Annotated in this window: 31 protein-coding genes; all 31 read left to right on the plus strand. The window is 54.4% G+C overall.

Annotated features, from left to right (window positions below; translation table 11 throughout):
- Nucleotides 1–51 precede the first annotated feature (51 nt).
- On the plus strand, nt 52–4251 hold the full coding sequence (gene rpoC / locus P5706_RS03330) for a DNA-directed RNA polymerase subunit beta' (protein WP_083356524.1): 4200 nt from the start codon (nt 52–54) through the stop codon (nt 4249–4251).
- A gap of 216 nt (nt 4252–4467) precedes the next feature.
- Nucleotides 4468–4839, plus strand: coding sequence for a 30S ribosomal protein S12 (rpsL, locus tag P5706_RS03335; protein WP_002555494.1), 372 nt, complete (start codon nt 4468–4470; stop codon nt 4837–4839).
- A gap of 118 nt (nt 4840–4957) precedes the next feature.
- Entirely contained in the window at nt 4958–5428 is a 471-nt protein-coding gene (gene rpsG / locus P5706_RS03340) for a 30S ribosomal protein S7 (RefSeq protein ID WP_002555493.1), read from the plus strand.
- Nucleotides 5429–5458: 30 nt separating this feature from the next.
- Complete coding sequence (fusA, locus tag P5706_RS03345) at nt 5459–7564, plus strand: elongation factor G (protein WP_015886136.1); 2106 nt, start codon at nt 5459–5461, stop codon at nt 7562–7564.
- Between the two features lie 30 nt (nt 7565–7594).
- Nucleotides 7595–8788, plus strand: a complete 1194-nt coding sequence (gene tuf, locus P5706_RS03350) for an elongation factor Tu (protein WP_003176426.1) — start codon at nt 7595–7597, stop codon at nt 8786–8788.
- A gap of 159 nt (nt 8789–8947) precedes the next feature.
- Nucleotides 8948–9259, plus strand: a complete 312-nt coding sequence (gene rpsJ / locus P5706_RS03355) for a 30S ribosomal protein S10 (protein WP_003186070.1) — start codon at nt 8948–8950, stop codon at nt 9257–9259.
- 81 nt (nt 9260–9340) lie between these two features.
- Nucleotides 9341–9976, plus strand: coding sequence for a 50S ribosomal protein L3 (gene rplC / locus P5706_RS03360; RefSeq protein ID WP_003194649.1), 636 nt, complete (start codon nt 9341–9343; stop codon nt 9974–9976).
- 12 nt (nt 9977–9988) lie between these two features.
- On the plus strand, nt 9989–10591 hold the full coding sequence (rplD, locus tag P5706_RS03365) for a 50S ribosomal protein L4 (protein WP_017135963.1): 603 nt from the start codon (nt 9989–9991) through the stop codon (nt 10589–10591).
- Entirely contained in the window at nt 10588–10887 is a 300-nt protein-coding gene (gene rplW / locus P5706_RS03370; protein ID WP_002555488.1) for a 50S ribosomal protein L23, read from the plus strand. The genes rplD and rplW overlap by 4 nt, the downstream gene beginning before the upstream one ends.
- Before the next feature lie 14 nt (nt 10888–10901).
- Nucleotides 10902–11726: a 50S ribosomal protein L2 gene (rplB, locus tag P5706_RS03375; RefSeq protein ID WP_003176423.1), complete on the plus strand. Its 825-nt coding sequence runs from the start codon at nt 10902–10904 to the stop codon at nt 11724–11726.
- Nucleotides 11727–11742: 16 nt separating this feature from the next.
- Nucleotides 11743–12018, plus strand: coding sequence for a 30S ribosomal protein S19 (rpsS, locus tag P5706_RS03380; RefSeq protein WP_002555486.1), 276 nt, complete (start codon nt 11743–11745; stop codon nt 12016–12018).
- Between the two features lie 11 nt (nt 12019–12029).
- On the plus strand, nt 12030–12362 hold the full coding sequence (gene rplV, locus P5706_RS03385) for a 50S ribosomal protein L22 (protein ID WP_003103908.1): 333 nt from the start codon (nt 12030–12032) through the stop codon (nt 12360–12362).
- Between the two features lie 13 nt (nt 12363–12375).
- On the plus strand, nt 12376–13062 hold the full coding sequence (gene rpsC / locus P5706_RS03390; RefSeq protein ID WP_003176422.1) for a 30S ribosomal protein S3: 687 nt from the start codon (nt 12376–12378) through the stop codon (nt 13060–13062).
- 12 nt (nt 13063–13074) lie between these two features.
- Complete coding sequence (gene rplP, locus P5706_RS03395; protein ID WP_003232424.1) at nt 13075–13488, plus strand: 50S ribosomal protein L16; 414 nt, start codon at nt 13075–13077, stop codon at nt 13486–13488.
- Nucleotides 13488–13679, plus strand: a complete 192-nt coding sequence (rpmC, locus tag P5706_RS03400) for a 50S ribosomal protein L29 (RefSeq protein ID WP_002555481.1) — start codon at nt 13488–13490, stop codon at nt 13677–13679. Before rplP ends, rpmC begins: the two co-directional genes overlap by 1 nt.
- 2 nt (nt 13680–13681) lie before the next feature.
- Nucleotides 13682–13948 carry a 30S ribosomal protein S17 gene (gene rpsQ, locus P5706_RS03405; RefSeq protein WP_003176419.1) on the plus strand — a complete coding sequence of 89 codons (267 nt, stop codon included), beginning with the start codon at nt 13682–13684 and terminating at the stop codon, nt 13946–13948.
- Nucleotides 13949–13971: 23 nt separating this feature from the next.
- Complete coding sequence (rplN, locus tag P5706_RS03410; RefSeq protein WP_002555479.1) at nt 13972–14340, plus strand: 50S ribosomal protein L14; 369 nt, start codon at nt 13972–13974, stop codon at nt 14338–14340.
- Nucleotides 14341–14351: 11 nt separating this feature from the next.
- The gene (gene rplX / locus P5706_RS03415) at nt 14352–14666 is read left to right on the plus strand and encodes a 50S ribosomal protein L24 (RefSeq protein ID WP_003176416.1); all 315 of its coding nucleotides are present in this window, start codon (nt 14352–14354) and stop codon (nt 14664–14666) included.
- Between the two features lie 20 nt (nt 14667–14686).
- Nucleotides 14687–15226, plus strand: coding sequence for a 50S ribosomal protein L5 (rplE, locus tag P5706_RS03420; RefSeq protein WP_003176415.1), 540 nt, complete (start codon nt 14687–14689; stop codon nt 15224–15226).
- 13 nt (nt 15227–15239) lie between these two features.
- A complete protein-coding gene (rpsN, locus tag P5706_RS03425) occupies nt 15240–15545 on the plus strand; it encodes a 30S ribosomal protein S14 (protein WP_003176414.1) in 306 nt (101 codons plus the stop codon).
- 208 nt (nt 15546–15753) lie between these two features.
- Entirely contained in the window at nt 15754–16146 is a 393-nt protein-coding gene (gene rpsH / locus P5706_RS03430) for a 30S ribosomal protein S8 (protein ID WP_010566853.1), read from the plus strand.
- Between the two features lie 12 nt (nt 16147–16158).
- A complete protein-coding gene (gene rplF, locus P5706_RS03435) occupies nt 16159–16692 on the plus strand; it encodes a 50S ribosomal protein L6 (protein ID WP_003176412.1) in 534 nt (177 codons plus the stop codon).
- A 10-nt stretch (nt 16693–16702) separates the two neighbouring features.
- On the plus strand, nt 16703–17053 hold the full coding sequence (rplR, locus tag P5706_RS03440) for a 50S ribosomal protein L18 (protein WP_017135964.1): 351 nt from the start codon (nt 16703–16705) through the stop codon (nt 17051–17053).
- A gap of 3 nt (nt 17054–17056) precedes the next feature.
- Nucleotides 17057–17557, plus strand: a complete 501-nt coding sequence (rpsE, locus tag P5706_RS03445) for a 30S ribosomal protein S5 (RefSeq protein WP_003176409.1) — start codon at nt 17057–17059, stop codon at nt 17555–17557.
- Nucleotides 17558–17559: 2 nt separating this feature from the next.
- Nucleotides 17560–17736, plus strand: coding sequence for a 50S ribosomal protein L30 (rpmD, locus tag P5706_RS03450; RefSeq protein ID WP_003176408.1), 177 nt, complete (start codon nt 17560–17562; stop codon nt 17734–17736).
- A gap of 3 nt (nt 17737–17739) precedes the next feature.
- The gene (gene rplO, locus P5706_RS03455) at nt 17740–18177 is read left to right on the plus strand and encodes a 50S ribosomal protein L15 (RefSeq protein WP_003176407.1); all 438 of its coding nucleotides are present in this window, start codon (nt 17740–17742) and stop codon (nt 18175–18177) included.
- The gene (gene secY, locus P5706_RS03460; RefSeq protein ID WP_016969470.1) at nt 18178–19506 is read left to right on the plus strand and encodes a preprotein translocase subunit SecY; all 1329 of its coding nucleotides are present in this window, start codon (nt 18178–18180) and stop codon (nt 19504–19506) included.
- A 28-nt stretch (nt 19507–19534) separates the two neighbouring features.
- A complete protein-coding gene (gene rpmJ, locus P5706_RS03465) occupies nt 19535–19651 on the plus strand; it encodes a 50S ribosomal protein L36 (protein ID WP_002555468.1) in 117 nt (38 codons plus the stop codon).
- Between the two features lie 129 nt (nt 19652–19780).
- On the plus strand, nt 19781–20137 hold the full coding sequence (rpsM, locus tag P5706_RS03470; protein ID WP_003210063.1) for a 30S ribosomal protein S13: 357 nt from the start codon (nt 19781–19783) through the stop codon (nt 20135–20137).
- A 30-nt stretch (nt 20138–20167) separates the two neighbouring features.
- Nucleotides 20168–20557, plus strand: coding sequence for a 30S ribosomal protein S11 (gene rpsK / locus P5706_RS03475; protein ID WP_002555466.1), 390 nt, complete (start codon nt 20168–20170; stop codon nt 20555–20557).
- A gap of 18 nt (nt 20558–20575) precedes the next feature.
- A complete protein-coding gene (gene rpsD / locus P5706_RS03480; protein ID WP_003210056.1) occupies nt 20576–21196 on the plus strand; it encodes a 30S ribosomal protein S4 in 621 nt (206 codons plus the stop codon).
- The last annotated feature ends 16 nt before the right edge of the window (nt 21197–21212 follow it).

Below are 21212 nucleotides of genomic sequence, written 5' to 3' on the forward strand. Positions count from 1 at the left end.
TCGAGAGCGGGGCTGTTTAGCCCGCTCTCTGCTCCGCCAGGAGGAAAGGCCTTGAAAGACCTACTGAATTTGCTGAAAAACCAGGGTCAAGTCGAAGAGTTCGACGCCATCCGTATTGGGTTGGCATCGCCTGAGATGATCCGTTCGTGGTCGTTCGGTGAAGTTAAAAAGCCGGAAACGATCAACTACCGTACGTTCAAACCAGAACGTGACGGCCTGTTCTGCGCCAAGATCTTTGGCCCGGTGAAGGATTACGAGTGCCTGTGCGGTAAGTACAAGCGCTTGAAGCACCGTGGTGTGATCTGCGAGAAGTGCGGCGTTGAAGTTGCACTGGCCAAGGTTCGTCGTGAGCGCATGGCGCACATCGAACTGGCTTCGCCGGTTGCCCACATCTGGTTCCTGAAATCGCTGCCGTCCCGTATCGGCTTGCTGATGGACATGACCCTGCGTGATATCGAACGCGTTCTCTACTTCGAGAGCTATGTCGTTATCGATCCAGGCATGACCACCCTTGAAAAAGGTCAGCTGCTGAACGACGAGCAGTACTTCGAAGCGCTGGAAGAATTCGGCGACGACTTTGATGCCCGTATGGGTGCCGAAGCTGTCCGCGAACTGCTGCACGCTATCGACCTGGAGCACGAGATTGGCCGTCTGCGCGAAGAAATTCCGCAAACCAACTCCGAAACCAAGATCAAGAAGCTGTCCAAGCGTCTGAAGTTGATGGAAGCCTTCCAGGGTTCCGGCAACTTGCCAGAGTGGATGGTGCTGACCGTTCTGCCGGTTCTGCCGCCAGACCTGCGTCCGCTGGTACCGTTGGACGGTGGTCGTTTCGCGACGTCCGACCTCAACGACCTGTACCGCCGCGTGATCAACCGTAACAACCGCTTGAAGCGTCTGCTCGATCTGTCCGCTCCGGACATCATCGTGCGCAACGAAAAGCGTATGTTGCAAGAAGCTGTCGATGCCTTGCTCGACAACGGTCGTCGTGGCCGCGCTATCACCGGTTCCAACAAGCGTCCTCTGAAATCCTTGGCTGACATGATCAAGGGTAAGCAAGGCCGTTTCCGTCAGAACTTGCTCGGTAAGCGTGTTGACTACTCCGGTCGTTCGGTAATTACCGTAGGTCCGACCCTGCGTCTGCACCAGTGCGGTCTGCCTAAGAAGATGGCACTTGAGCTGTTCAAGCCATTCATCTTCGGCAAGCTGGAAATGCGCGGTCTCGCGACCACCATCAAAGCGGCCAAGAAAATGGTCGAGCGCGAACTGCCAGAGGTTTGGGACGTTCTCGCTGAAGTGATTCGCGAACACCCGGTTCTCCTCAACCGTGCACCGACCCTTCACCGTCTGGGTATCCAGGCGTTTGAACCGGTACTGATCGAAGGTAAGGCTATCCAGCTGCACCCTCTGGTCTGTGCTGCGTACAACGCCGACTTCGACGGCGACCAAATGGCCGTGCACGTACCGCTGACACTGGAAGCCCAGTTGGAAGCGCGTGCGTTGATGATGTCGACCAACAACATTCTGTCGCCAGCCAACGGTGAGCCAATCATCGTTCCGTCGCAGGACGTTGTATTGGGTCTGTACTACATGACCCGTGAAGCGATCAACGCCAAAGGCGAAGGTCGTGTGTTCGCTGACCTGCAAGAAGTTGACCGTGTGTTCCGTGCCGGCGAAGCCGCACTGCACGCCAAGGTCAAGGTGCGGATCAACGAAACCGTCAACGACCGTGATGGCGGCAGCGTGAGCGGCACCCGTATTGTCGACACCACTGTCGGCCGTGCGCTGCTGTATCAAGTTGTGCCAAAAGGTCTGTCGTACGACGTCGTCAACTTGCCGATGAAGAAAAAGGCGATCTCCAAGCTGATCAACCAGTGCTACCGCGTGGTTGGTTTGAAAGAGACCGTGATCTTCGCTGACCAGTTGATGTACACCGGCTTTGCCTATTCGACCATTTCCGGCGTTTCCATCGGTGTTAACGACTTCGTTATCCCGGATGAAAAAGCCCAGATCATCAATGCTGCAACTGATGAAGTGAAAGAAATCGAAAGCCAGTACGCCTCCGGCCTGGTAACCCAGGGCGAGAAGTACAACAAGGTGATCGACCTTTGGTCCAAGGCCAACGACGAAGTGTCGAAGGCGATGATGGCTAACCTCTCGAAAGAGAAGGTTATCGACCGTCATGGCGTAGAAGTCGATCAAGAGTCGTTCAACTCGATGTACATGATGGCCGACTCGGGCGCACGGGGTTCTGCTGCGCAGATCCGTCAGCTCGCCGGTATGCGTGGTCTGATGGCCAAGCCGGACGGTTCCATCATCGAAACGCCGATTACTGCGAACTTCCGTGAAGGTTTGAGCGTACTTCAGTACTTCATCTCCACTCACGGTGCTCGTAAGGGTCTTGCGGATACCGCGTTGAAAACAGCTAACTCCGGTTACCTGACTCGTCGTCTGGTAGACGTTGCGCAAGACTTGGTTGTGACTGAAGTTGACTGCGGCACCGAACACGGTCTGCTGATGACTCCGCACATCGAAGGCGGCGACGTTGTAGAGCCACTGGGTGAGCGCGTACTGGGTCGAGTTATCGCCCGTGACGTATTCAAGCCAGGTACCGAGGAAATTATCGTTCCTGCCGGCACCCTGGTAGATGAGAAGTGGGTCGAGTTCATCGAACTCAACAGCATCGACGAAGTGATTGTTCGCTCGCCGATCAGCTGCGAAACCCGCTATGGCATTTGCGCCAAGTGCTACGGCCGTGACTTGGCACGTGGTCACCAGGTGAACATCGGTGAAGCGGTTGGCGTAATTGCTGCCCAGTCCATCGGTGAGCCGGGTACCCAGCTGACCATGCGTACGTTCCACATCGGCGGTGCGGCAAGCCGGACCTCCGCAGCTGACAGCGTTCAGGTGAAGAATGGCGGTACTGTCCGTCTGCACAACCTGAAACACGTTGAGCGAGTGGATGGTTGCCTGGTTGCTGTGTCCCGTTCCGGTGAGCTGGCAATCGCTGATGACTACGGTCGTGAGCGTGAGCGTTACAAGCTGCCGTACGGTGCTGTGATTTCGGTTAAAGAAGGTGACAAGGTCGACGCTGGCGCAATCGTGGCCAAGTGGGATCCGCACACTCACCCAATCGTTACCGAAATGAAAGGTACCGTGACCTACGTGGGCATGGAAGAAGGCATCACGATCAAGCGTCAGACTGACGAATTGACCGGTATGACCAACATTGAAGTACTCGACGCGAAAGATCGTCCAGCTGCCGGTAAAGACATCCGTCCTGCCGTGAAGATGGTCGACGACAACGGCAAGGACTTGTTGCTGCCAGGTACTGACGTAATCGCTCAGTACTTCCTGCCAGCCAACGCCCTGGTCGGTGTAGCGGATGGTGCGAAGATCGCGATCGGTGATGTTATCGCGCGTATCCCGCAAGAAACTTCGAAGACCCGCGACATCACCGGTGGTCTGCCGCGTGTTGCCGACTTGTTCGAAGCTCGTCGTCCGAAAGAAGCGTCGATTCTGGCTGAAGTCAGCGGCACCATCGCGTTCGGTAAAGAGACCAAAGGCAAGCGCCGTCTGGTCATTACCCCGAACGATGGTACTGATCCGTACGAAGAGCTGATTCCGAAGTGGCGTCACCTGAACGTCTTCGAAGGCGAACAGGTAAACCGCGGCGAAGTTATCTCCGACGGCCCGAGCGATCCACACGACATCCTGCGTCTGCTGGGTGTGAGTGCGCTGGCCAAGTACATCGTTAACGAGATCCAGGACGTTTACCGTCTGCAAGGCGTGAAGATCAACGATAAGCACATCGAGACCATCCTGCGTCAGATGCTGCGTAAAGTTGAAATCGCTGAATCCGGCGATTCCAGTTTCATCAAGGGCGACCAGATGGAACTGACTCACGTACTGGTAGAAAACGAACGTCTGGGCGCGGAAGACAAATTTGTCTCCAAGTTCACTCGTGTGTTGCTGGGTATCACCAAGGCGTCGTTGTCCACTGAGTCGTTCATCTCGGCGGCCTCCTTCCAGGAGACCACTCGCGTACTGACCGAAGCAGCGGTTACCGGCAAGCGCGATTACCTGCGCGGCCTGAAAGAAAACGTAGTCGTGGGTCGTCTGATCCCGGCGGGTACCGGTTTGGCTTACCACAGCGAGCGCAAGCGCCGCCGTGATGCTGACAAGCCGCTGCGCGTAAGCGCCAGTGAAGTGGAAGCTGCACTGACCGAAGCGCTGAACTCAAGCGGTAACTGAGTTCTGCGATAAATAAGTCTGGGCCCTGGCAGCCCCATTCGTCGGATCGAGACATTTTTGTCCCGGTTCGATGGGAGGGGAGGTCGGGGCCTTGCCTTGACTGGGGGCAAGATCCTCTTTAGACTCTTGTACCCCTAAATTTGGCGGGAATTCGTTCCTGCCATTTTGCTTTTCTTGCAAGACAATAGCGTCGCAAGACAACAGTGGAGCTAGTAGATGGCAACTATCAACCAGCTGGTACGTCAGCCGCGTAAGCGTATCGTCGAGAAATCCGACGTACCTGCGCTGCAGAACTGCCCGCAACGTCGTGGCGTATGCACTCGTGTGTATACCACCACGCCGAAAAAACCTAACTCGGCACTGCGTAAAGTATGCCGTGTGCGTCTGACCAACGGTTTCGAGGTTTCCTCGTACATCGGCGGTGAAGGCCACAACCTGCAAGAGCACAGCGTGGTACTGATCCGCGGCGGTCGTGTAAAAGACTTGCCAGGTGTTCGTTACCACACCGTACGCGGCTCCTTGGATACTTCCGGCGTTAAAGGTCGTAACCAGGGTCGTTCGAAGTACGGTACCAAGAAGCCTAAGTAGTAGCGGCTTTTTGTAAAACTGAATCATCTTATTTTCTGAGTCGATAAGAGTAAGGTCGGAGGCGTCCCGAAAGGGCACCGATTCCGAACGAACCTGAAGACCGTTTGAGGGCTTATCCATGCCAAGAAGACGCGTAGCAGCCAAGCGCGAAGTGCTTGACGATCCAAAATACGGAAGCCAAATTCTGGCCAAGTTCATGAACCACGTGATGGAAAGCGGCAAGAAAGCCGTTGCCGAGCGTATCGTTTATGGCGCGCTGGAAAAGGTTAAAGAACGCAAGAACAGCGACCCCCTGGAAATCTTCGAGAAAGCTCTCGACGCCATCGCTCCGCTGGTCGAAGTGAAGTCGCGCCGTGTAGGCGGTGCTACTTACCAGGTTCCGGTCGAAGTTCGTCCGTCCCGTCGTAACGCTCTGGCAATGCGCTGGTTGGTAGACTTCGCCCGTAAGCGCGGCGAGAAGTCTATGGCTCTGCGTTTGGCCGGCGAGCTGTTGGACGCTGCTGAAGGTAAAGGTGCTGCTGTTAAGAAGCGTGAAGACGTGCACCGTATGGCTGAAGCTAACAAAGCTTTCTCGCACTACCGCTTCTAATCTTAGCTTCACTAATTTTGCGAGGGCTTTATGGCTCGTACTACTCCGATTAGCCGCTACCGTAACATCGGTATCGTTGCTCACGTGGATGCTGGTAAAACCACCACCACCGAGCGCGTACTGTTTTACACCGGCAAAAGTCACAAGATGGGCGAGGTGCATGACGGCGCCGCGACCACAGACTGGATGGTTCAGGAGCAGGAGCGTGGTATTACCATTACTTCTGCTGCTATTACCGCCTTCTGGAAAGGTTCCGAGAAGCAGTACAAGGATGAGCACCGCTTCAACGTAATCGATACCCCGGGCCACGTAGACTTCACTATTGAAGTTGAGCGTTCCCTGCGCGTACTCGACGGCGCTGTCGTTGTGTTCTGCGGTACCTCGGGTGTTGAGCCTCAGTCGGAAACCGTATGGCGTCAAGCCAACAAATACGGCGTTCCACGTCTTGTTTACGTAAACAAGATGGACCGTGCTGGTGCCAACTTCCTGCGCGTGATCGGTCAGATCAAGCAGCGCCTGGGTCACACCCCGGTGCCAATCCAGTTGGCTATCGGTTCCGAAGACAATTTCCAGGGCCAGATCGATCTGCTGACCATGGAAGCTGTTTACTGGAACGATGCTGACAAAGGTATGGTTCCTGTTCGCAAGCCTATCCCTGCTGAACTGCAGGAACTAGCTGACGAATGGCGCAACAACATGGTTGAAGCTGCGGCCGAAGCCAACGAAGAGCTGATGAACAAGTACCTCGAAGGTGAAGAACTCACCAACGTGGAAATCAAGGCCGCTCTGCGTCAGCGTACTATCGCTGGTGAGATCGTCTTGGCTGTTTGCGGTTCCTCGTTCAAGAACAAGGGCGTTCCCCTGGTTCTCGATGCTGTGATCGACTACCTGCCGGCACCAGTAGATATTCCTGCCATCAAGGGTACTGACCCGGATGACGAGACTATCGAGCTGGAGCGTCATGCAGACGACGCAGAACCGTTCTCCGCTCTGGCATTCAAAATTGCCACTGACCCATTCGTGGGTACCTTGACCTTCGTCCGCGTTTACTCGGGCGTGTTGAACTCCGGCGACGGCGTGATCAACTCGGTTAAAGGCAAGAAAGAGCGCGTGGGTCGTATGGTGCAAATGCACGCAAACGCCCGCGAAGAGATCAAGGAAGTACGCGCTGGTGACATCGCGGCCTTGATCGGCATGAAGGACGTCACCACTGGTGAAACTTTGTGCAACGCTGACAAGCCAATCATCCTGGTTCGTATGGATTTCCCGGAGCCGGTTATTTCGGTTGCCGTAGAGCCTAAGACCAAGGATGACCAGGAAAAAATGGGTATCGCTCTGGGCAAACTTGCTCAGGAAGATCCATCTTTCCGCGTCAAGACTGATGAAGAGACTGGTCAAACGATCATCTCCGGCATGGGCGAGCTGCACCTGGACATCCTGGTTGACCGGATGCGCCGTGAGTTCAACGTCGAAGCCAACATCGGTAAGCCTCAGGTTTCCTATCGTGAGCGCATCACGAAGAACTGTGAAATCGAAGGCAAGTTCGTTCGTCAGTCCGGCGGTCGTGGTCAGTTCGGTCACTGCTGGATCCGTTTTGCACCTGCTGACGAAGGTCAGGAAGGTCTGCAATTCGTGAACGAAGTAGTTGGTGGTGTTGTTCCTAAGGAATACATCCCGGCTATCCAGAAGGGTATCGAAGAGCAGATGAAGAACGGTGTTGTTGCCGGCTATCCGCTGATCGGCCTGAAAGCAACCGTTTTTGACGGTTCTTACCACGACGTCGACTCCAACGAGATGGCGTTTAAGGTGGCTGCTTCCATGGCAACCAAGCAACTGGCCCAGAAGGGCGGTGGTGAGTTGCTTGAGCCAATCATGGCGGTAGAAGTTGTTACACCTGAAGACTATATGGGTGATGTCATGGGCGACCTTAACCGTCGTCGCGGCATGATCTTGGGTATGGAAGACACGGTTTCCGGCAAAGTGATTCGCGCCGAGGTTCCGTTGGGTGAGATGTTCGGTTATGCGACCGACGTTCGCTCCATGTCCCAGGGTCGCGCAAGCTACTCTATGGAATTCAAAAAATACAACACAGCTCCGGCGCACATCGCTGAAACTGTATCCAAAAAACAAGGCTGATTCAGTCCTTTAGGCAAGGAGTTAATTGTCGTGGCTAAAGAAAAATTTGATCGTTCCCTACCGCACGTCAACGTTGGCACCATCGGTCACGTTGACCACGGTAAAACCACTCTGACTGCTGCTCTGACTCGCGTTTGCTCCGAAGTGTTCGGTTCCGCAATCGTTGATTTCGATAAAATCGACAGCGCTCCAGAAGAAAAAGCTCGTGGTATCACCATCAACACCGCGCACGTTGAATACAACTCGCTGATCCGTCACTACGCTCACGTTGACTGCCCAGGTCACGCTGACTATGTGAAGAACATGATCACCGGTGCTGCCCAGATGGACGGCGCGATTCTGGTTTGCTCGGCCGCTGATGGTCCGATGCCACAAACCCGTGAGCACATCCTGCTGTCCCGCCAGGTAGGCGTTCCGTACATCGTGGTTTACCTGAACAAGGCTGACCTGGTAGACGACGCTGAGCTGCTGGAACTGGTTGAGATGGAAGTGCGCGATCTGCTGAGCACTTACGACTTCCCAGGCGACGACACTCCGATCATCATCGGTTCTGCTCGTATGGCTCTGGAAGGCAAAGACGACAACGAAATGGGCACCACGTCCGTTCGTAAACTGGTTGAGACTCTGGACAGCTACATCCCAGATCCAGTTCGTGTTATCGACAAGCCGTTCCTGATGCCAATCGAAGACGTATTCTCGATCTCCGGTCGCGGTACTGTTGTAACTGGTCGTATCGAACGCGGTATCGTTAAGGTTCAAGATCCACTGGAAATCGTTGGTCTGCGTGACACTACCGTCACCACCTGCACCGGTGTTGAAATGTTCCGTAAACTGCTCGACGAAGGTCGTGCTGGCGAGAACTGCGGCGTTCTGCTGCGTGGTACCAAGCGTGACGACGTTGAGCGTGGCCAGGTTCTGGTTAAGCCAGGTTCGGTTAAGCCGCACACCAAGTTCGAAGCTGAAGTGTACGTGCTGAGCAAAGAAGAAGGCGGTCGTCACACTCCGTTCTTCAAAGGCTACCGTCCACAGTTCTACTTCCGTACTACCGACGTAACCGGTAACTGCGAACTGCCGGAAGGCGTAGAAATGGTAATGCCAGGCGACAACATCAAAATGGTTGTCACCCTGATCAAAACCATCGCTATGGAAGACGGTCTGCGCTTCGCTATCCGTGAAGGCGGCCGTACCGTTGGTGCTGGCGTTGTAGCTAAAATCATCGAGTAATTATCTCTTCTGAGATAGCTCTGATGTTTTGAAAAGGCCCCCGCTCAGCGGGGGCCTTTTTTATTGGGTTGACACCTATCGGGGCCGTCTATAGAATTGCGCCTCCTTTTAACGGGCGTATTGCGCTCGCTGGGAATAGCAGCCGGAGTCTGAAATCCAATGCAAAATCAGCAAATCCGTATCAGGTTGAAGGCTTTTGACCATCGCCTGATCGACCAATCCACCCAGGAAATCGTGGAAACCGCGAAACGTACTGGTGCACAAGTGCGTGGTCCAATTCCACTGCCTACCCGTAAAGAGCGGTTCACCGTTCTGGTCTCCCCGCACGTCAACAAAGACGCGCGTGACCAGTACGAGATCCGTACTCATAAGCGCGTTCTGGACATCGTCCAGCCAACGGATAAAACCGTTGATGCACTTATGAAGCTTGATCTGGCGGCCGGTGTGGAAGTACAGATCAGCCTCGGCTAAGACTTGGGTCTTAGTCGTGTAACGCTCTGAAATGGGCGGCCATAGCGGGTGAAAGCCCCGTACACTCATGAGGTTTACAACATGACTATTGGTGTAGTCGGTCGTAAATGCGGTATGACCCGTATTTTCACCGAAGAAGGTGTCTCCATTCCGGTCACGGTCATTGAGATCGAGCCGAATCGCGTCACCCAGTTCAAAACTGAAGAAACCGATGGCTATCGTGCAGTGCAAGTCACTGTCGGCGAGCGTCGTGCTTCGCGTGTGACTGCTGCTCAAGCAGGTCACTTCGCTAAAGCAAACGTTGCAGCTGGTCGCACTGTTATGGAGTTCCGTCTCGAAGACGGCGACTACCAGGCTGGCGATCTGATCAACGCTGAAATCTTCGCCGCTGGTCAACTGGTTGATGTAACCGGTCAGTCCAAGGGTAAAGGCTTCCAGGGTACGATCAAGCGTTGGAATTTCCGTGGCCAAGACAACACTCACGGTAACTCCGTTTCCCACCGCGTCCCGGGCTCTATTGGCCAGTGCCAGACTCCTGGTCGTGTATTCAAGGGCAAAAAAATGTCCGGTCATATGGGCGCTGAGCGCGTGACCGTGCAGTCCCTCGAAGTAGTGCGCGTCGACGCTGAACGCAATCTGTTGTTGGTCAAGGGTGCTGTTCCTGGCGCTACTGGCGGCAACCTGGTTGTACGTCCAGCGGCCAAGGCTCGCGGTTAAGGGGAAGCTGACATGCAATTAAATGTAAATGACGCTCAAGCGATCGAAGTTTCCGAACTGACATTTGGCGGCGAATTCAACGAGACGCTGGTTCACCAAGCAGTCGTGGCCTACATGGCCGGCGGCCGTCAAGGTAGCAAGCAGCAAAAGACCCGTTCCGACGTACGTGGTGGCGGTAAGCGCCCTTGGCGTCAGAAAGGTACTGGCCGTGCTCGTGCCGGTACTATCCGTAGCCCAATCTGGCGTGGCGGCGGTACCACTTTCGCAGCTCGTCCGCAGGATCACACTCAGAAGCTCAACAAGAAGATGTATCGCGCAGCACTGCGCTCCATCCTTGCTGAACTCGTGCGTACTGATCGCCTGGTCGTGGTTCAAGACTTCGCTGTTGAAAGTCCAAAAACCAAAGATCTGCTGGGCAAACTGAACAACATGAGCCTGACCGACGTTTTGATCGTGTCGGAAGCTGTTGATCAGAACCTGTACCTGGCTGCTCGCAACCTGCCACACGTTGATGTACGTGACGTGCAAGGTTCCGATCCAGTTAGTCTGATCGCATACGACAAGGTGTTGATCACCGTGTCGGCCGTGAAGAAATTCGAGGAGCTGCTGGGATGAACCAGGAACGCGTATTTAAAGTTCTGCTTGGCCCGCACGTTTCCGAAAAGGCTACGGTTCTGGCTGACAAGAAAGGCCAGTTCGTTTTCAAGGTTGCAACTGACGCAACCAAGCTGGAAATCAAGAAGGCCGTCGAAAGCCTGTTCAGCGTGAAAGTAGAGCGTGTTACTACCCTGAATGTTCTGGGTAAGAGCAAGCGCACTGCTCGCGGTCTGGGCAAGCGTAATGACTGGAAGAAGGCAGTTATCTCCCTTCAGCCAGGCCAAGATCTCGATTTCAGCAGCAGTGCTGAGTAAGGAAGGGGTGCATCATGGCAATCGTTAAATGCAAACCGACTTCCCCTGGCCGCCGTTTTGTGGTCAAGGTGGTCAACCAGGAGCTGCATAAAGGCGCTCCTCACGCACCGCTGCTCGAGAAAAAATCGAAGACTGGTGGTCGTAACAACAATGGTCGTATTACCACTCGTCACATCGGTGGTGGCCATAAGCAGCATTATCGTCTGGTCGATTTCCGTCGCAACGACAAAGATGGCATCTCTGCCACTGTCGAGCGTATTGAATACGATCCAAACCGTACTGCTCACATCGCTCTGCTGCTGTACGCAGATGGCGAGCGTCGCTACATCATCGCCCCTAAAGGCGTGAGTGCTGGTGACCAGCTGATCGCAGGTGCTTTGGCACCGATCAAGCCGGGCAACGCTCTGCAACTGCGTAACATTCCAGTTGGTAGCACCGTACACGGCATCGAATTGAAGCCAGGTAAAGGCGCGCAAATCGCTCGTTCCGCTGGTGCTTCGGCTCAGCTGATCGCTCGTGAAGGTGTCTACGTGACCCTGCGTCTGCGTTCTGGTGAGATGCGTAAAGTGCTGGCTGAATGCCGCGCGACCCTGGGTGAAGTCTCGAACTCCGAGCACAGCCTGCGTTCGCTGGGTAAAGCTGGTGCCAAACGCTGGCGTGGCGTTCGCCCAACCGTTCGTGGTGTTGCCATGAACCCGGTTGACCACCCACACGGTGGTGGTGAAGGTCGTACCTCTGGTGGTCGTCATCCGGTATCGCCATGGGGCTTCCCGACTAAGGGCGCGAAGACTCGTGGTAATAAGCGTACCGACAAAATGATCGTCCGTCGTCGCAAGTAAATAGAGGGATACGACAGTGCCACGTTCTCTGAAAAAAGGTCCTTTTATTGATCTTCACCTACTGAAGAAGATCGAAGTGGCGGCGGAAAAGAACGATCGCAAACCAGTTAAAACCTGGTCGCGTCGTTCGATGATCCTGCCACAAATGGTCGGTTTGACCATCGCAGTACACAACGGTCGTCAACACGTCCCAGTTCTCGTTAACGAAGACATGGTCGGCCACAAACTGGGCGAGTTTGCCGGTACCCGCACTTATCGTGGGCACGTGGCAGACAAGAAAGCCAAGCGTTAAGGGGTTAGGAAATGGAAGTAGCCGCTAAGTTGTCGGGCGCTCGAATCTCCGCCCAGAAAGCCCGCTTGGTCGCCGACCAGATCCGCGGGAAGAAGGTGGGCGAAGCGCTCAACCTGTTGGCTTTCAGCAGTAAGAAAGCCGCCGAGATCATGAAGAAAGTGCTGGAGTCGGCCGTAGCCAACGCCGAGCATAACGAAGGCGCAGACGTTGATGACCTTAAGGTCAGCACCGTTTTCGTCAACGAAGGGCGTTCGCTGAAGCGCATCATGCCACGTGCCAAAGGCCGTGCTGATCGCATCGTCAAGCGGTCTTGCCATATCACTGTCAAGGTTGCTGACAAGTAACGGAGTCGAAGAGATGGGTCAGAAAGTACATCCCATTGGCATTCGCCTGGGAATCGTCAAGGAGCACACCTCCGTCTGGTACGCAGACGGTCGGACTTATGCGGACTATTTGTTCGCTGATCTGAAGGTGCGTGAGTATCTCCAAGACAAACTAAAAAGCGCGTCCGTAAGCCGTATCGATATCCATCGTCCGGCACAAACTGCACGTATCACCATCCACACCGCTCGTCCAGGTATCGTTATCGGGAAGAAAGGTGAAGATGTTGAGAAACTGCGTCAGGACCTGACCAAGCAAATGGGTGTGCCTGTGCACATCAATATCGAAGAGATCCGTAAGCCGGAGCTCGACGGTATGCTGGTTGCGCAGAGCGTAGCTCAGCAGCTGGAGCGTCGTGTAATGTTCCGTCGCGCTATGAAGCGCGCTGTACAGAACGCCATGCGCATTGGTGCCAAAGGCATCAAAATCCAAGTGAGCGGTCGTCTCGGCGGTGCTGAAATCGCACGTACTGAATGGTATCGCGAAGGTCGTGTGCCACTGCACACCCTGCGTGCCGACATCGACTATGCCAACTACGAAGCTCACACCACTTACGGTGTGATCGGTGTAAAGGTTTGGATCTTCAAGGGCGAAGTAATTGGTGGTCGCCAAGAAGAACTGAAACCACAAGCACCAGCGCCTCGTAAAAAAGCTGCTAAGTAAGGGGTACGCCAAATGTTGCAACCTAAGCGTACGAAGTTCCGCAAGCAGATGACAGGCCACAACCGTGGTCTGGCTCAGCGCGGTAGCAAAGTCAGCTTCGGCGAGTTCGCGCTGAAGTCTGTAGCTCGTGGTCGTCTCACCGCTCGTCAGATCGAGTCAGCGCGTCGTGCACTGACCCGTCACGTTAAACGTGGCGGCAAGATCTGGATCCGTGTATTCCCGGACAAGCCGATCTCCAAAAAACCTCTCGAGGTTCGGATGGGTAAAGGTAAGGGTAACGTGGAATACTGGGTAGCCCAGATTCAGCCAGGCAAAGTCCTGTATGAAATCGAGGGTGTAACTGAAGAGCTGGCGCGTGAGGCTTTTGCCCTGGCTGCTGCAAAGCTGCCGCTCGCCACCGCCTTTGTTAAACGGACGGTGATGTGATGAAAGCGAATGAACTTCGTGAAAAATCCGCACAGCAGCTGAACGAGCAACTGCTCGGCCTGCTGCGCGACCAGTTCAATCTGCGTATGCAGAAAGCAACTGGCCAGTTGGGGCAGTCTCATCTGCTCTCGCAAGTTAAGCGTGACATCGCTCGCGTGAAGACTGTGCTCAACCAGCAGGCAGGTAAGTGATCATGGCTGAAGCCGAAAAGACTGTCCGTACGCTGACTGGCCGTGTTGTCAGCGACAAGATGGACAAAACCATCACCGTACTGATCGAGCGTCGCGTTAAGCACCCGATCTACGGTAAATATGTTAAGCGTTCGACTAAGCTGCACGCGCACGACGAAACCAATCAGTGCCACATCGGCGACAAGGTCACTATTCGTGAAACTCGTCCGCTGGCCAAGACTAAGTCTTGGGCGCTGGTTGATGTTCTCGAACGCGCTGTGGAAGTCTAAGGACTAGGGGTCGGAGAAATTATATGATTCAGACTCAATCCATGCTCGATGTGGCCGATAACAGCGGCGCTCGCCGTGTTATGTGCATCAAGGTGCTGGGTGGCTCCCATCGTCGTTACGCTGGTATCGGTGACATCATCAAAGTTACCGTGAAGGAAGCAATTCCTCGCGGTAAAGTGAAAAAAGGCCAAGTGATGACTGCTGTTGTAGTCCGCACTCGTCACGGCGTACGTCGTGCTGATGGCTCCATTATCCGCTTTGATGGCAACGCTGCTGTTCTTCTGAACAACAAGCAAGAGCCGATCGGCACCCGTATCTTTGGGCCAGTGACCCGTGAACTTCGTACTGAGAAGTTCATGAAGATCGTCTCGCTCGCCCCAGAAGTGCTGTAAGGAGATCCGACATGCAAAAGATTCGTCGTGACGACGAGATCATCGTGATCGCCGGCAAAGACAAAGGTAAGCGCGGTAAGGTGCTTAAGGTTCTCGCTAATAACCGTCTGGTTATCGGCGGTCTGAACCTGGTTAAGCGTCATACCAAGCCTAACCCGATGTCGGGCGTACAAGGCGGTATCGTCGAAAAAGAAGCTCCACTGGACGCTTCTAACGTCGCCATTTTCAACGGCGAAACCAACAAGGCTGACCGCGTTGGTTTCAAAGTAGAAGACGGCAAGAAAATTCGTGTCTTCAAGTCGACCCAAAAAGCGGTTGATGCTTGAACACTGCTAGGTAGAAGACCATGGCACGACTAAAAGAGATTTACTGGAAAGAAATCGCACCGAAGCTTAAGGAAGAACTTAAGCTTTCGAACGTGATGGAAGTTCCACGCGTTACCAAAATCACCCTGAACATGGGTCTGGGCGAAGCAGTCGGTGACAAAAAAGTCATCGAGCACGCTGTTGCTGACCTGGAAAAGATCACCGGTCAAAAAGTCGTTGTGACTTACGCTCGGAAATCCATCGCTGGCTTTAAAGTCCGTGAAGGTTGGCCGATCGGCGTCAAAGTGACTCTGCGCCGTGAGCGTATGTATGAATTCCTGGATCGTCTGCTGTCGATCTCCCTGCCTCGGGTTCGCGACTTCCGCGGCCTGAATGCCAAGTCCTTCGATGGTCGTGGTAACTACAGCATGGGCGTGAAAGAGCAGATCATCTTCCCGGAAATCGACTACGACAAGATCGATGCTCTCCGCGGTCTGGACATCACCCTGACCACCACTGCCAAGAACGATGATGAAGGTCGCGCCCTGTTGCGTGCTTTCAAATTCCCGTTCCGCAACTGATTGGAGTAGGACCATGGCCAAGATGAGCATGAAAAACCGCGAGCTGAAGCGTCAGCTCACGGTTGCCAAGTACGCCAAGAAGCGTGCAGCACTGAAAGCAATCATCGTTGATCTGAACGCAAGTCCAGAAGCACGTTGGGAAGCGACAGTTGCTCTGCAGAAGCAGCCACGTGACGCAAGCGCTTCGCGCATGCGTAACCGCTGCCGCCTGACCGGTCGTCCGCACGGCGTTTACCGCAAGTTCGGCCTCGGCCGTAACAAACTGCGTGAAGCGGCAATGCGTGGTGACGTACCAGGTCTGGTTAAAGCCAGCTGGTAAGTACTTTCAACGTCCAGGTGGGCAGAATCGCAAGATACTGACCGCCGGTGACCTTGAATCTGGATCAAGCCCCTTTTGGGGCTTGTTTCATTTCCGGAGTATGTCTAAAATACGCGGCTCGCCTGAGCCCGTGTTTTTTATGCTCGGAGATTCTCGGCGACATATGTAGCCGCAAGGCTAATTTTTTTGTATTAGGAGCGTCTAGCCCATGAGTATGCAGGACCCGTTAGCGGACATGCTAACTCGTATCCGTAATGCCCAGATGGCTGAAAAGTCCGTCGTAAGCATGCCATCTTCCAAGTTGAAGGTAGCTGTTGCCAAAGTCCTGAAAGACGAAGGCTACATTGCGGGTTATCAGATCAGCAGCGAAACCAAGCCACTGCTGTCCATCGAGCTGAAGTACTTCGAAGGCCGTTCGGTCATTGAAGAAGTGAAGCGCGTTAGCCGTCCAGGCCTGCGTCAGTACAAGTCCGCTGAAGATCTGCCGAAAGTTCGTGGCGGTCTGGGCGTGTCTATCGTCTCCACCAACAAAGGTGTGATGACGGATCGTGCTGCGCGCGCTGCCGGTGTCGGCGGCGAAGTTCTTTGCACTGTGTTCTAAGGGGGGATAAGCATGTCTCGCGTCGCTAAGAACCCCGTTAAGCTGCCAGCCGGTGTCGAAGTAAAATTCGCAGGCCAACAGCTTTCGGTGAAGGGTGCCAAGGGCACTCTTGAACTGAACATCCATTCGTCCGTTGAGATCGTTGAAGAAGCTGGTGAGCTGCGTTTCGCTGCTCGCAATGGCGATCAACAAACTCGCGCAATGGCCGGTACCACGCGTGCGTTGGTAAACAACATGGTCCAAGGCGTAAGCCAAGGCTTCGAGCGCAAGCTCCAGCTGGTCGGTGTTGGTTACAAAGCGCAAGCAAAAGGCACGGTTTTGAACCTGGCCCTTGGCTTCTCGCACCCAGTGGATTACGAACTGCCGGAAGGCATCACCGCTGAGACCCCTAGCCAAACCGATATCCTGATCAAGGGTATTGATAAGCAGCTGGTAGGTCAGGTGGCCGCTGAGATCCGCGACTTCCGTCCACCAGAGCCGTACAAAGGCAAAGGTGTGCGCTACGCGGACGAAGTCGTCCGTCGTAAAGAAGCCAAGAAGAAGTAGGGCATAGCAAATGACCGACAAAAAAGTTACTCGACTGCGTCGCGCTCGCAAAGCACGCCTGAAAATGCACGAACTCGAAGTCGTGCGTCTCTGCGTGTACCGCTCGTCGCAGCACATCTACGCCCAGGTCATCTCGGCCGACGGCAACAAAGTCCTGGCAAGCGCCTCGACTTTGGATAAAGAACTGCGTGATGGTGCCACCGGCAACATCGACGCGGCCACAAAGGTTGGCCAGCTGGTCGCTACACGTGCTAAGGCCGTGGGCGTCTCGCAAGTGGCTTTCGACCGCTCTGGCTTCAAGTACCACGGTCGCGTGAAAGCGCTGGCTGATGCTGCTCGTGAAGCTGGGCTGGAGTTCTAAGTTATGTCAAATAACGACCAAAAGCGCGACGAAGGCTACATTGAGAAGCTGGTTCAAGTTAACCGCGTAGCCAAAACCGTTAAAGGCGGCCGTATCTTCACTTTCACCGCGTTGACCGTGGTTGGTGATGGTAAAGGGCGTGTTGGCTTCGGCCGTGGCAAGTCACGTGAAGTGCCTGCTGCGATCCAGAAGGCAATGGAAGCTGCTCGTCGCAACATGATCCAAGTTGATCTGAACGGCACCACGCTGCAGTACGCAATGAAGTCCGCTCACGGCGCTTCGAAGGTGTACATGCAGCCTGCTTCTGAAGGTACCGGTATCATCGCTGGCGGCGCTATGCGTGCTGTCCTCGAGGTTGCTGGCGTTCAGAACGTTCTGGCCAAGTGCTACGGCTCGACTAACCCGGTAAACGTGGTTCACGCCACTTTCAAGGGTTTGAAAGCTATGCAATCTCCTGAGTCTATTGCTGCCAAGCGCGGCCTGACTGTCAAGGAGATCTTCTGATCATGGCTACCGTTAAAGTAACGCTGATCAAAAGCATGACCGGCCGCATTCCTAACCACAAACTGTGTGTTAAAGGTTTGGGTCTGCGTCGCATCGGTCACACTGTAGAAGTCCAGGATACTCCCGAGAATCGCGGGATGATCAACAAGGCTTACTACATGCTGCGTGTAGAGGGTTAATCGATGAAACTCAATGATCTGAGTCCAGCGCCGGGTTCCCGTCGCGAAAAGCATCGTCCGGGCCGTGGTATCGGTAGCGGTTTGGGTAAGACTGGTGGCCGTGGCCACAAAGGTCAAACCTCCCGCTCCGGTGGCACCATCGCTCCTGGCTTTGAAGGCGGTCAACAGCCGCTGCATCGTCGCCTGCCTAAGTTCGGTTTCGTATCCCTGAAAGCCATGGATCGCGCAGAAGTGCGTCTGTCCGAGCTGGCTAAAGTGGAAGGCGACATCGTTACTGTGCAGACCCTGAAAGATGCCAACGTGATCAACGTCAACGTACAACGTGTGAAAATCATGTTGTCCGGTGAAGTGACTCGCGCTGTCACTATCGGCAAGGGAATCGGCGCCACCAAAGGTGCGCGTTCGGCTATCGAAGCAGCTGGCGGCAAGTTCGAGGAATAAATGGCTAAGCAAGGTGCTCTCTCAGCGCTCGGCAAAGGCGGTATGTCTGAACTTTGGGCTCGTCTGCGTTTTCTGTTCCTGGCGATTATCGTCTACCGAATAGGCGCACACATCCCGGTTCCAGGTATCAACCCGGACCGACTCGCAGACCTGTTTCGACAGAATGAGGGGACCATTCTTAGCTTGTTCAACATGTTTTCCGGCGGCGCGCTGGAACGGATGAGCATCTTTGCGTTGGGGATCATGCCGTACATTTCGGCATCGATCATCATGCAGTTGATGACCGCCGTCAGCCCGCAGCTGGAACAGTTGAAGAAGGAAGGTGAAGCTGGCCGTCGCAAGATTAGCCAGTACACCCGCTACGGCACTGTCGTCCTCGCTCTGGTTCAAGCTATCGGCATGTCCGTTGGCCTGGCGGGGCAGGGCGTTGCGTTCACTGGTGACTTTGGCTTCTATTTCGTCGCGGTATCCACGTTTGTGGCTGGCGCGATGTTCATGATGTGGCTGGGTGAGCAGATTACTGAGCGTGGTGTTGGTAACGGTATCTCGATGTTGATTTTCGCAGGTATCGTCGCCGGTCTTCCGAGAGCAATCGGGCAGTCTTTCGAGTCTGCACGTCAGGGTGATATCAACATTTTCGCCTTGGTTGCCATCGGTTTGCTGGCAGTAGCGATTATCGGTTTTGTGGTGTTCATTGAGCGTGGCCAGCGTCGTATTGCTGTTCACTACGCCAAGCGTCAGCAGGGCCGTAAGGTTTTTGCTGCGCAGACCAGCCACTTGCCGCTGAAAGTGAATATGGCCGGTGTTATTCCGGCAATTTTCGCGAGCAGCATTTTGCTGTTTCCGGCTTCGTTGGGTACCTGGTTTGGTCAGTCTGAAAATATGGGCTGGCTGCAGGACCTCTCTCAGTCGATCGCTCCTGGTCAGCCGTTGAATATTCTGCTGTTTAGTGCAGGGATTATTTTCTTCTGCTTCTTCTATACGGCGTTGATGTTCAATCCGAAAGACGTAGCGGAAAACCTGAAGAAGTCCGGTGCCTTTATTCCGGGTATCCGTCCAGGTGAGCAGTCGGCACGCTACATTGATGGCGTTCTGACTCGTTTGACCCTGTTCGGTGCTCTATATATGACGGCCGTGTGCCTGCTTCCCCAGTTCCTGGTGGTTGCAGCAAACGTTCCGTTCTACCTTGGCGGGACCTCGTTGCTGATCGTGGTCGTGGTTGTGATGGACTTCATGTCCCAAGTACAATCGCACCTCGTTTCGCACCAGTACGAATCCCTGATGAAGAAAGCCAACCTGAAGGGCTACGGCAGCGGCATGTTGCGCTGAGTACCCCATAAGGTTCGAGGAGTTGGTGATGAAAGTTCGTGCATCGGTGAAAAAGCTGTGCCGTAACTGCAAGATTATTCGCCGCGAAGGTGTTGTTCGAGTAATTTGCAGCGCGGAACCGCGTCACAAACAGCGCCAAGGCTGAGTGTGATCCGCTTGAAGCCCGGCAGCTAGTGCGCTGCCGGGTTGATTATTTGTTATTACAGCGATATTATCTCGCGCCCTATTTCTTGGCTTCCGGGGCGTAGGTAGCTGTCAATTGGAGTCCCACTGAATGGCCCGTATTGCAGGCGTTAACATTCCAGATAACAAGCACACTGTTATCTCGCTGACCTACATCTATGGTGTTGGTCGCACTACTGCGCAGAAAATTTGCGCAGACACTGGGGTAAACCCAGCCGCAAAGATCAAAGATCTGAGCGACGAGCAGATTGAGCTGTTGCGTGGCGAAGTGGCGAAGTTCACCACTGAAGGTGACCTGCGTCGCGAAATCAACATGAAAATCAAGCGTTTGATGGACCTCGGTTGCTACCGTGGTCTGCGTCATCGTCGTGGTCTTCCAGTACGCGGTCAGCGTACCAAGACTAACGCGCGTACCCGTAAAGGTCCGCGTAAGCCGATCCGCAAGTAATCGCCCACGCGAATCGACAGGAAAATTATCATGGCAAAACCTGCTGCTCGTCCTCGTAAAAAAGTTAAAAAGACAGTGGTTGATGGCATCGCCCACATCCATGCATCTTTTAACAACACCATCGTGACCATCACCGACCGTCAAGGTAACGCGCTGTCTTGGGCTACCTCTGGTGGTTCGGGTTTCCGCGGTTCCCGCAAGTCCACCCCGTTTGCTGCTCAAGTAGCTGCTGAACGTGCTGGTCAAGCTGCGCTGGAATACGGCCTGAAAAACCTCGACGTTAACGTCAAAGGTCCAGGTCCAGGTCGTGAGTCTGCTGTCCGTGCTTTGAACGGCTGTGGCTATAAGATCGCCAGCATCACCGACGTGACGCCAATCCCGCACAACGGGTGCCGTCCGCCGAAGAAGCGCCGCGTGTAATCCAGGAGATTGTAAAGAATGGCTCGTTACATTGGTCCAAAATGCAAACTCGCTCGTCGCGAAGGCACCGATCTCTTCTTGAAGAGCGGCGTGCGCGCGATCGAATCGAAGTGCAACATTGAAGCAGCACCTGGTATCCACGGCCAACGCCGCGGTCGCCAGTCCGATTACGGCACCCAACTGCGTGAAAAGCAGAAGGTCCGTCGTATCTACGGCGTTCTCGAGCGTCAGTTCAGCGGCTACTACAAAGAAGCTGCTGGCAAGAAAGGTGCAACCGGTGAAAACCTGCTGCAACTGCTCGAATGCCGTCTGGACAACGTTGTATACCGTATGGGCTTTGGTTCGACTCGTGCCGAATCCCGTCAGCTGGTATCGCACAAATCCGTCAGCGTAAACGGCCAAACCGTTAACGTTCCGTCTTACCAGGTTCGTGCTGGTGACGTGGTCGCGATTCGCGAGAAAGCAAAAAACCAACTTCGCATTGTCCAAGCTCTCGATCTGTGTGCCCAACGTGGCCGCGTAGAATGGGTAGAAGTAGACACTGAGAAGAAGTCGGGCGTTTTCAAGAACGTTCCTGCTCGCAGTGATCTGTCCGCCGACATCAACGAAAGCCTGATTGTCGAGCTCTACTCCAAGTAAGGGCTAGAAAATAGGT

Source organism: Pseudomonas sp. ChxA (assembly GCF_030263855.1).
Classification (GTDB): domain Bacteria; phylum Pseudomonadota; class Gammaproteobacteria; order Pseudomonadales; family Pseudomonadaceae; genus Aquipseudomonas; species Aquipseudomonas fluorescens_CB.

What these genes read in the sequence shown, in the direction of transcription:
- rplP (WP_003232424.1), top strand. Translation starts at nt 13,075, where the DNA reads ATGTTGCAACCTAAGCGTACGAAGTTCCGCAAGCAGATGACAGGCCAC.
- rplB (WP_003176423.1), top strand. Translation starts at nt 10,902, where the DNA reads ATGGCAATCGTTAAATGCAAACCGACTTCCCCTGGCCGCCGTTTTGTG.
- rplO (WP_003176407.1), top strand. Translation starts at nt 17,740, where the DNA reads ATGAAACTCAATGATCTGAGTCCAGCGCCGGGTTCCCGTCGCGAAAAG.
- rpsG (WP_002555493.1), top strand. Translation starts at nt 4,958, where the DNA reads ATGCCAAGAAGACGCGTAGCAGCCAAGCGCGAAGTGCTTGACGATCCA.
- secY (WP_016969470.1), top strand. Translation starts at nt 18,178, where the DNA reads ATGGCTAAGCAAGGTGCTCTCTCAGCGCTCGGCAAAGGCGGTATGTCT.
- rplR (WP_017135964.1), top strand. Translation starts at nt 16,703, where the DNA reads ATGACCGACAAAAAAGTTACTCGACTGCGTCGCGCTCGCAAAGCACGC.
- rpsH (WP_010566853.1), top strand. Translation starts at nt 15,754, where the DNA reads ATGAGTATGCAGGACCCGTTAGCGGACATGCTAACTCGTATCCGTAAT.
- rpmD (WP_003176408.1), top strand. Translation starts at nt 17,560, where the DNA reads ATGGCTACCGTTAAAGTAACGCTGATCAAAAGCATGACCGGCCGCATT.
- rpsE (WP_003176409.1), top strand. Translation starts at nt 17,057, where the DNA reads ATGTCAAATAACGACCAAAAGCGCGACGAAGGCTACATTGAGAAGCTG.
- rplN (WP_002555479.1), top strand. Translation starts at nt 13,972, where the DNA reads ATGATTCAGACTCAATCCATGCTCGATGTGGCCGATAACAGCGGCGCT.
- rpsC (WP_003176422.1), top strand. Translation starts at nt 12,376, where the DNA reads ATGGGTCAGAAAGTACATCCCATTGGCATTCGCCTGGGAATCGTCAAG.
- rplD (WP_017135963.1), top strand. Translation starts at nt 9,989, where the DNA reads ATGCAATTAAATGTAAATGACGCTCAAGCGATCGAAGTTTCCGAACTG.
- fusA (WP_015886136.1), top strand. Translation starts at nt 5,459, where the DNA reads ATGGCTCGTACTACTCCGATTAGCCGCTACCGTAACATCGGTATCGTT.
- rpsJ (WP_003186070.1), top strand. Translation starts at nt 8,948, where the DNA reads ATGCAAAATCAGCAAATCCGTATCAGGTTGAAGGCTTTTGACCATCGC.
- rplX (WP_003176416.1), top strand. Translation starts at nt 14,352, where the DNA reads ATGCAAAAGATTCGTCGTGACGACGAGATCATCGTGATCGCCGGCAAA.
- rpsN (WP_003176414.1), top strand. Translation starts at nt 15,240, where the DNA reads ATGGCCAAGATGAGCATGAAAAACCGCGAGCTGAAGCGTCAGCTCACG.
- rpsQ (WP_003176419.1), top strand. Translation starts at nt 13,682, where the DNA reads ATGGCTGAAGCCGAAAAGACTGTCCGTACGCTGACTGGCCGTGTTGTC.
- rpsK (WP_002555466.1), top strand. Translation starts at nt 20,168, where the DNA reads ATGGCAAAACCTGCTGCTCGTCCTCGTAAAAAAGTTAAAAAGACAGTG.
- rplV (WP_003103908.1), top strand. Translation starts at nt 12,030, where the DNA reads ATGGAAGTAGCCGCTAAGTTGTCGGGCGCTCGAATCTCCGCCCAGAAA.
- rpsM (WP_003210063.1), top strand. Translation starts at nt 19,781, where the DNA reads ATGGCCCGTATTGCAGGCGTTAACATTCCAGATAACAAGCACACTGTT.
- rplE (WP_003176415.1), top strand. Translation starts at nt 14,687, where the DNA reads ATGGCACGACTAAAAGAGATTTACTGGAAAGAAATCGCACCGAAGCTT.
- rplC (WP_003194649.1), top strand. Translation starts at nt 9,341, where the DNA reads ATGACTATTGGTGTAGTCGGTCGTAAATGCGGTATGACCCGTATTTTC.
- rpsL (WP_002555494.1), top strand. Translation starts at nt 4,468, where the DNA reads ATGGCAACTATCAACCAGCTGGTACGTCAGCCGCGTAAGCGTATCGTC.
- rplF (WP_003176412.1), top strand. Translation starts at nt 16,159, where the DNA reads ATGTCTCGCGTCGCTAAGAACCCCGTTAAGCTGCCAGCCGGTGTCGAA.
- rpmJ (WP_002555468.1), top strand. Translation starts at nt 19,535, where the DNA reads ATGAAAGTTCGTGCATCGGTGAAAAAGCTGTGCCGTAACTGCAAGATT.
- rplW (WP_002555488.1), top strand. Translation starts at nt 10,588, where the DNA reads ATGAACCAGGAACGCGTATTTAAAGTTCTGCTTGGCCCGCACGTTTCC.
- rpsD (WP_003210056.1), top strand. Translation starts at nt 20,576, where the DNA reads ATGGCTCGTTACATTGGTCCAAAATGCAAACTCGCTCGTCGCGAAGGC.
- rpmC (WP_002555481.1), top strand. Translation starts at nt 13,488, where the DNA reads ATGAAAGCGAATGAACTTCGTGAAAAATCCGCACAGCAGCTGAACGAG.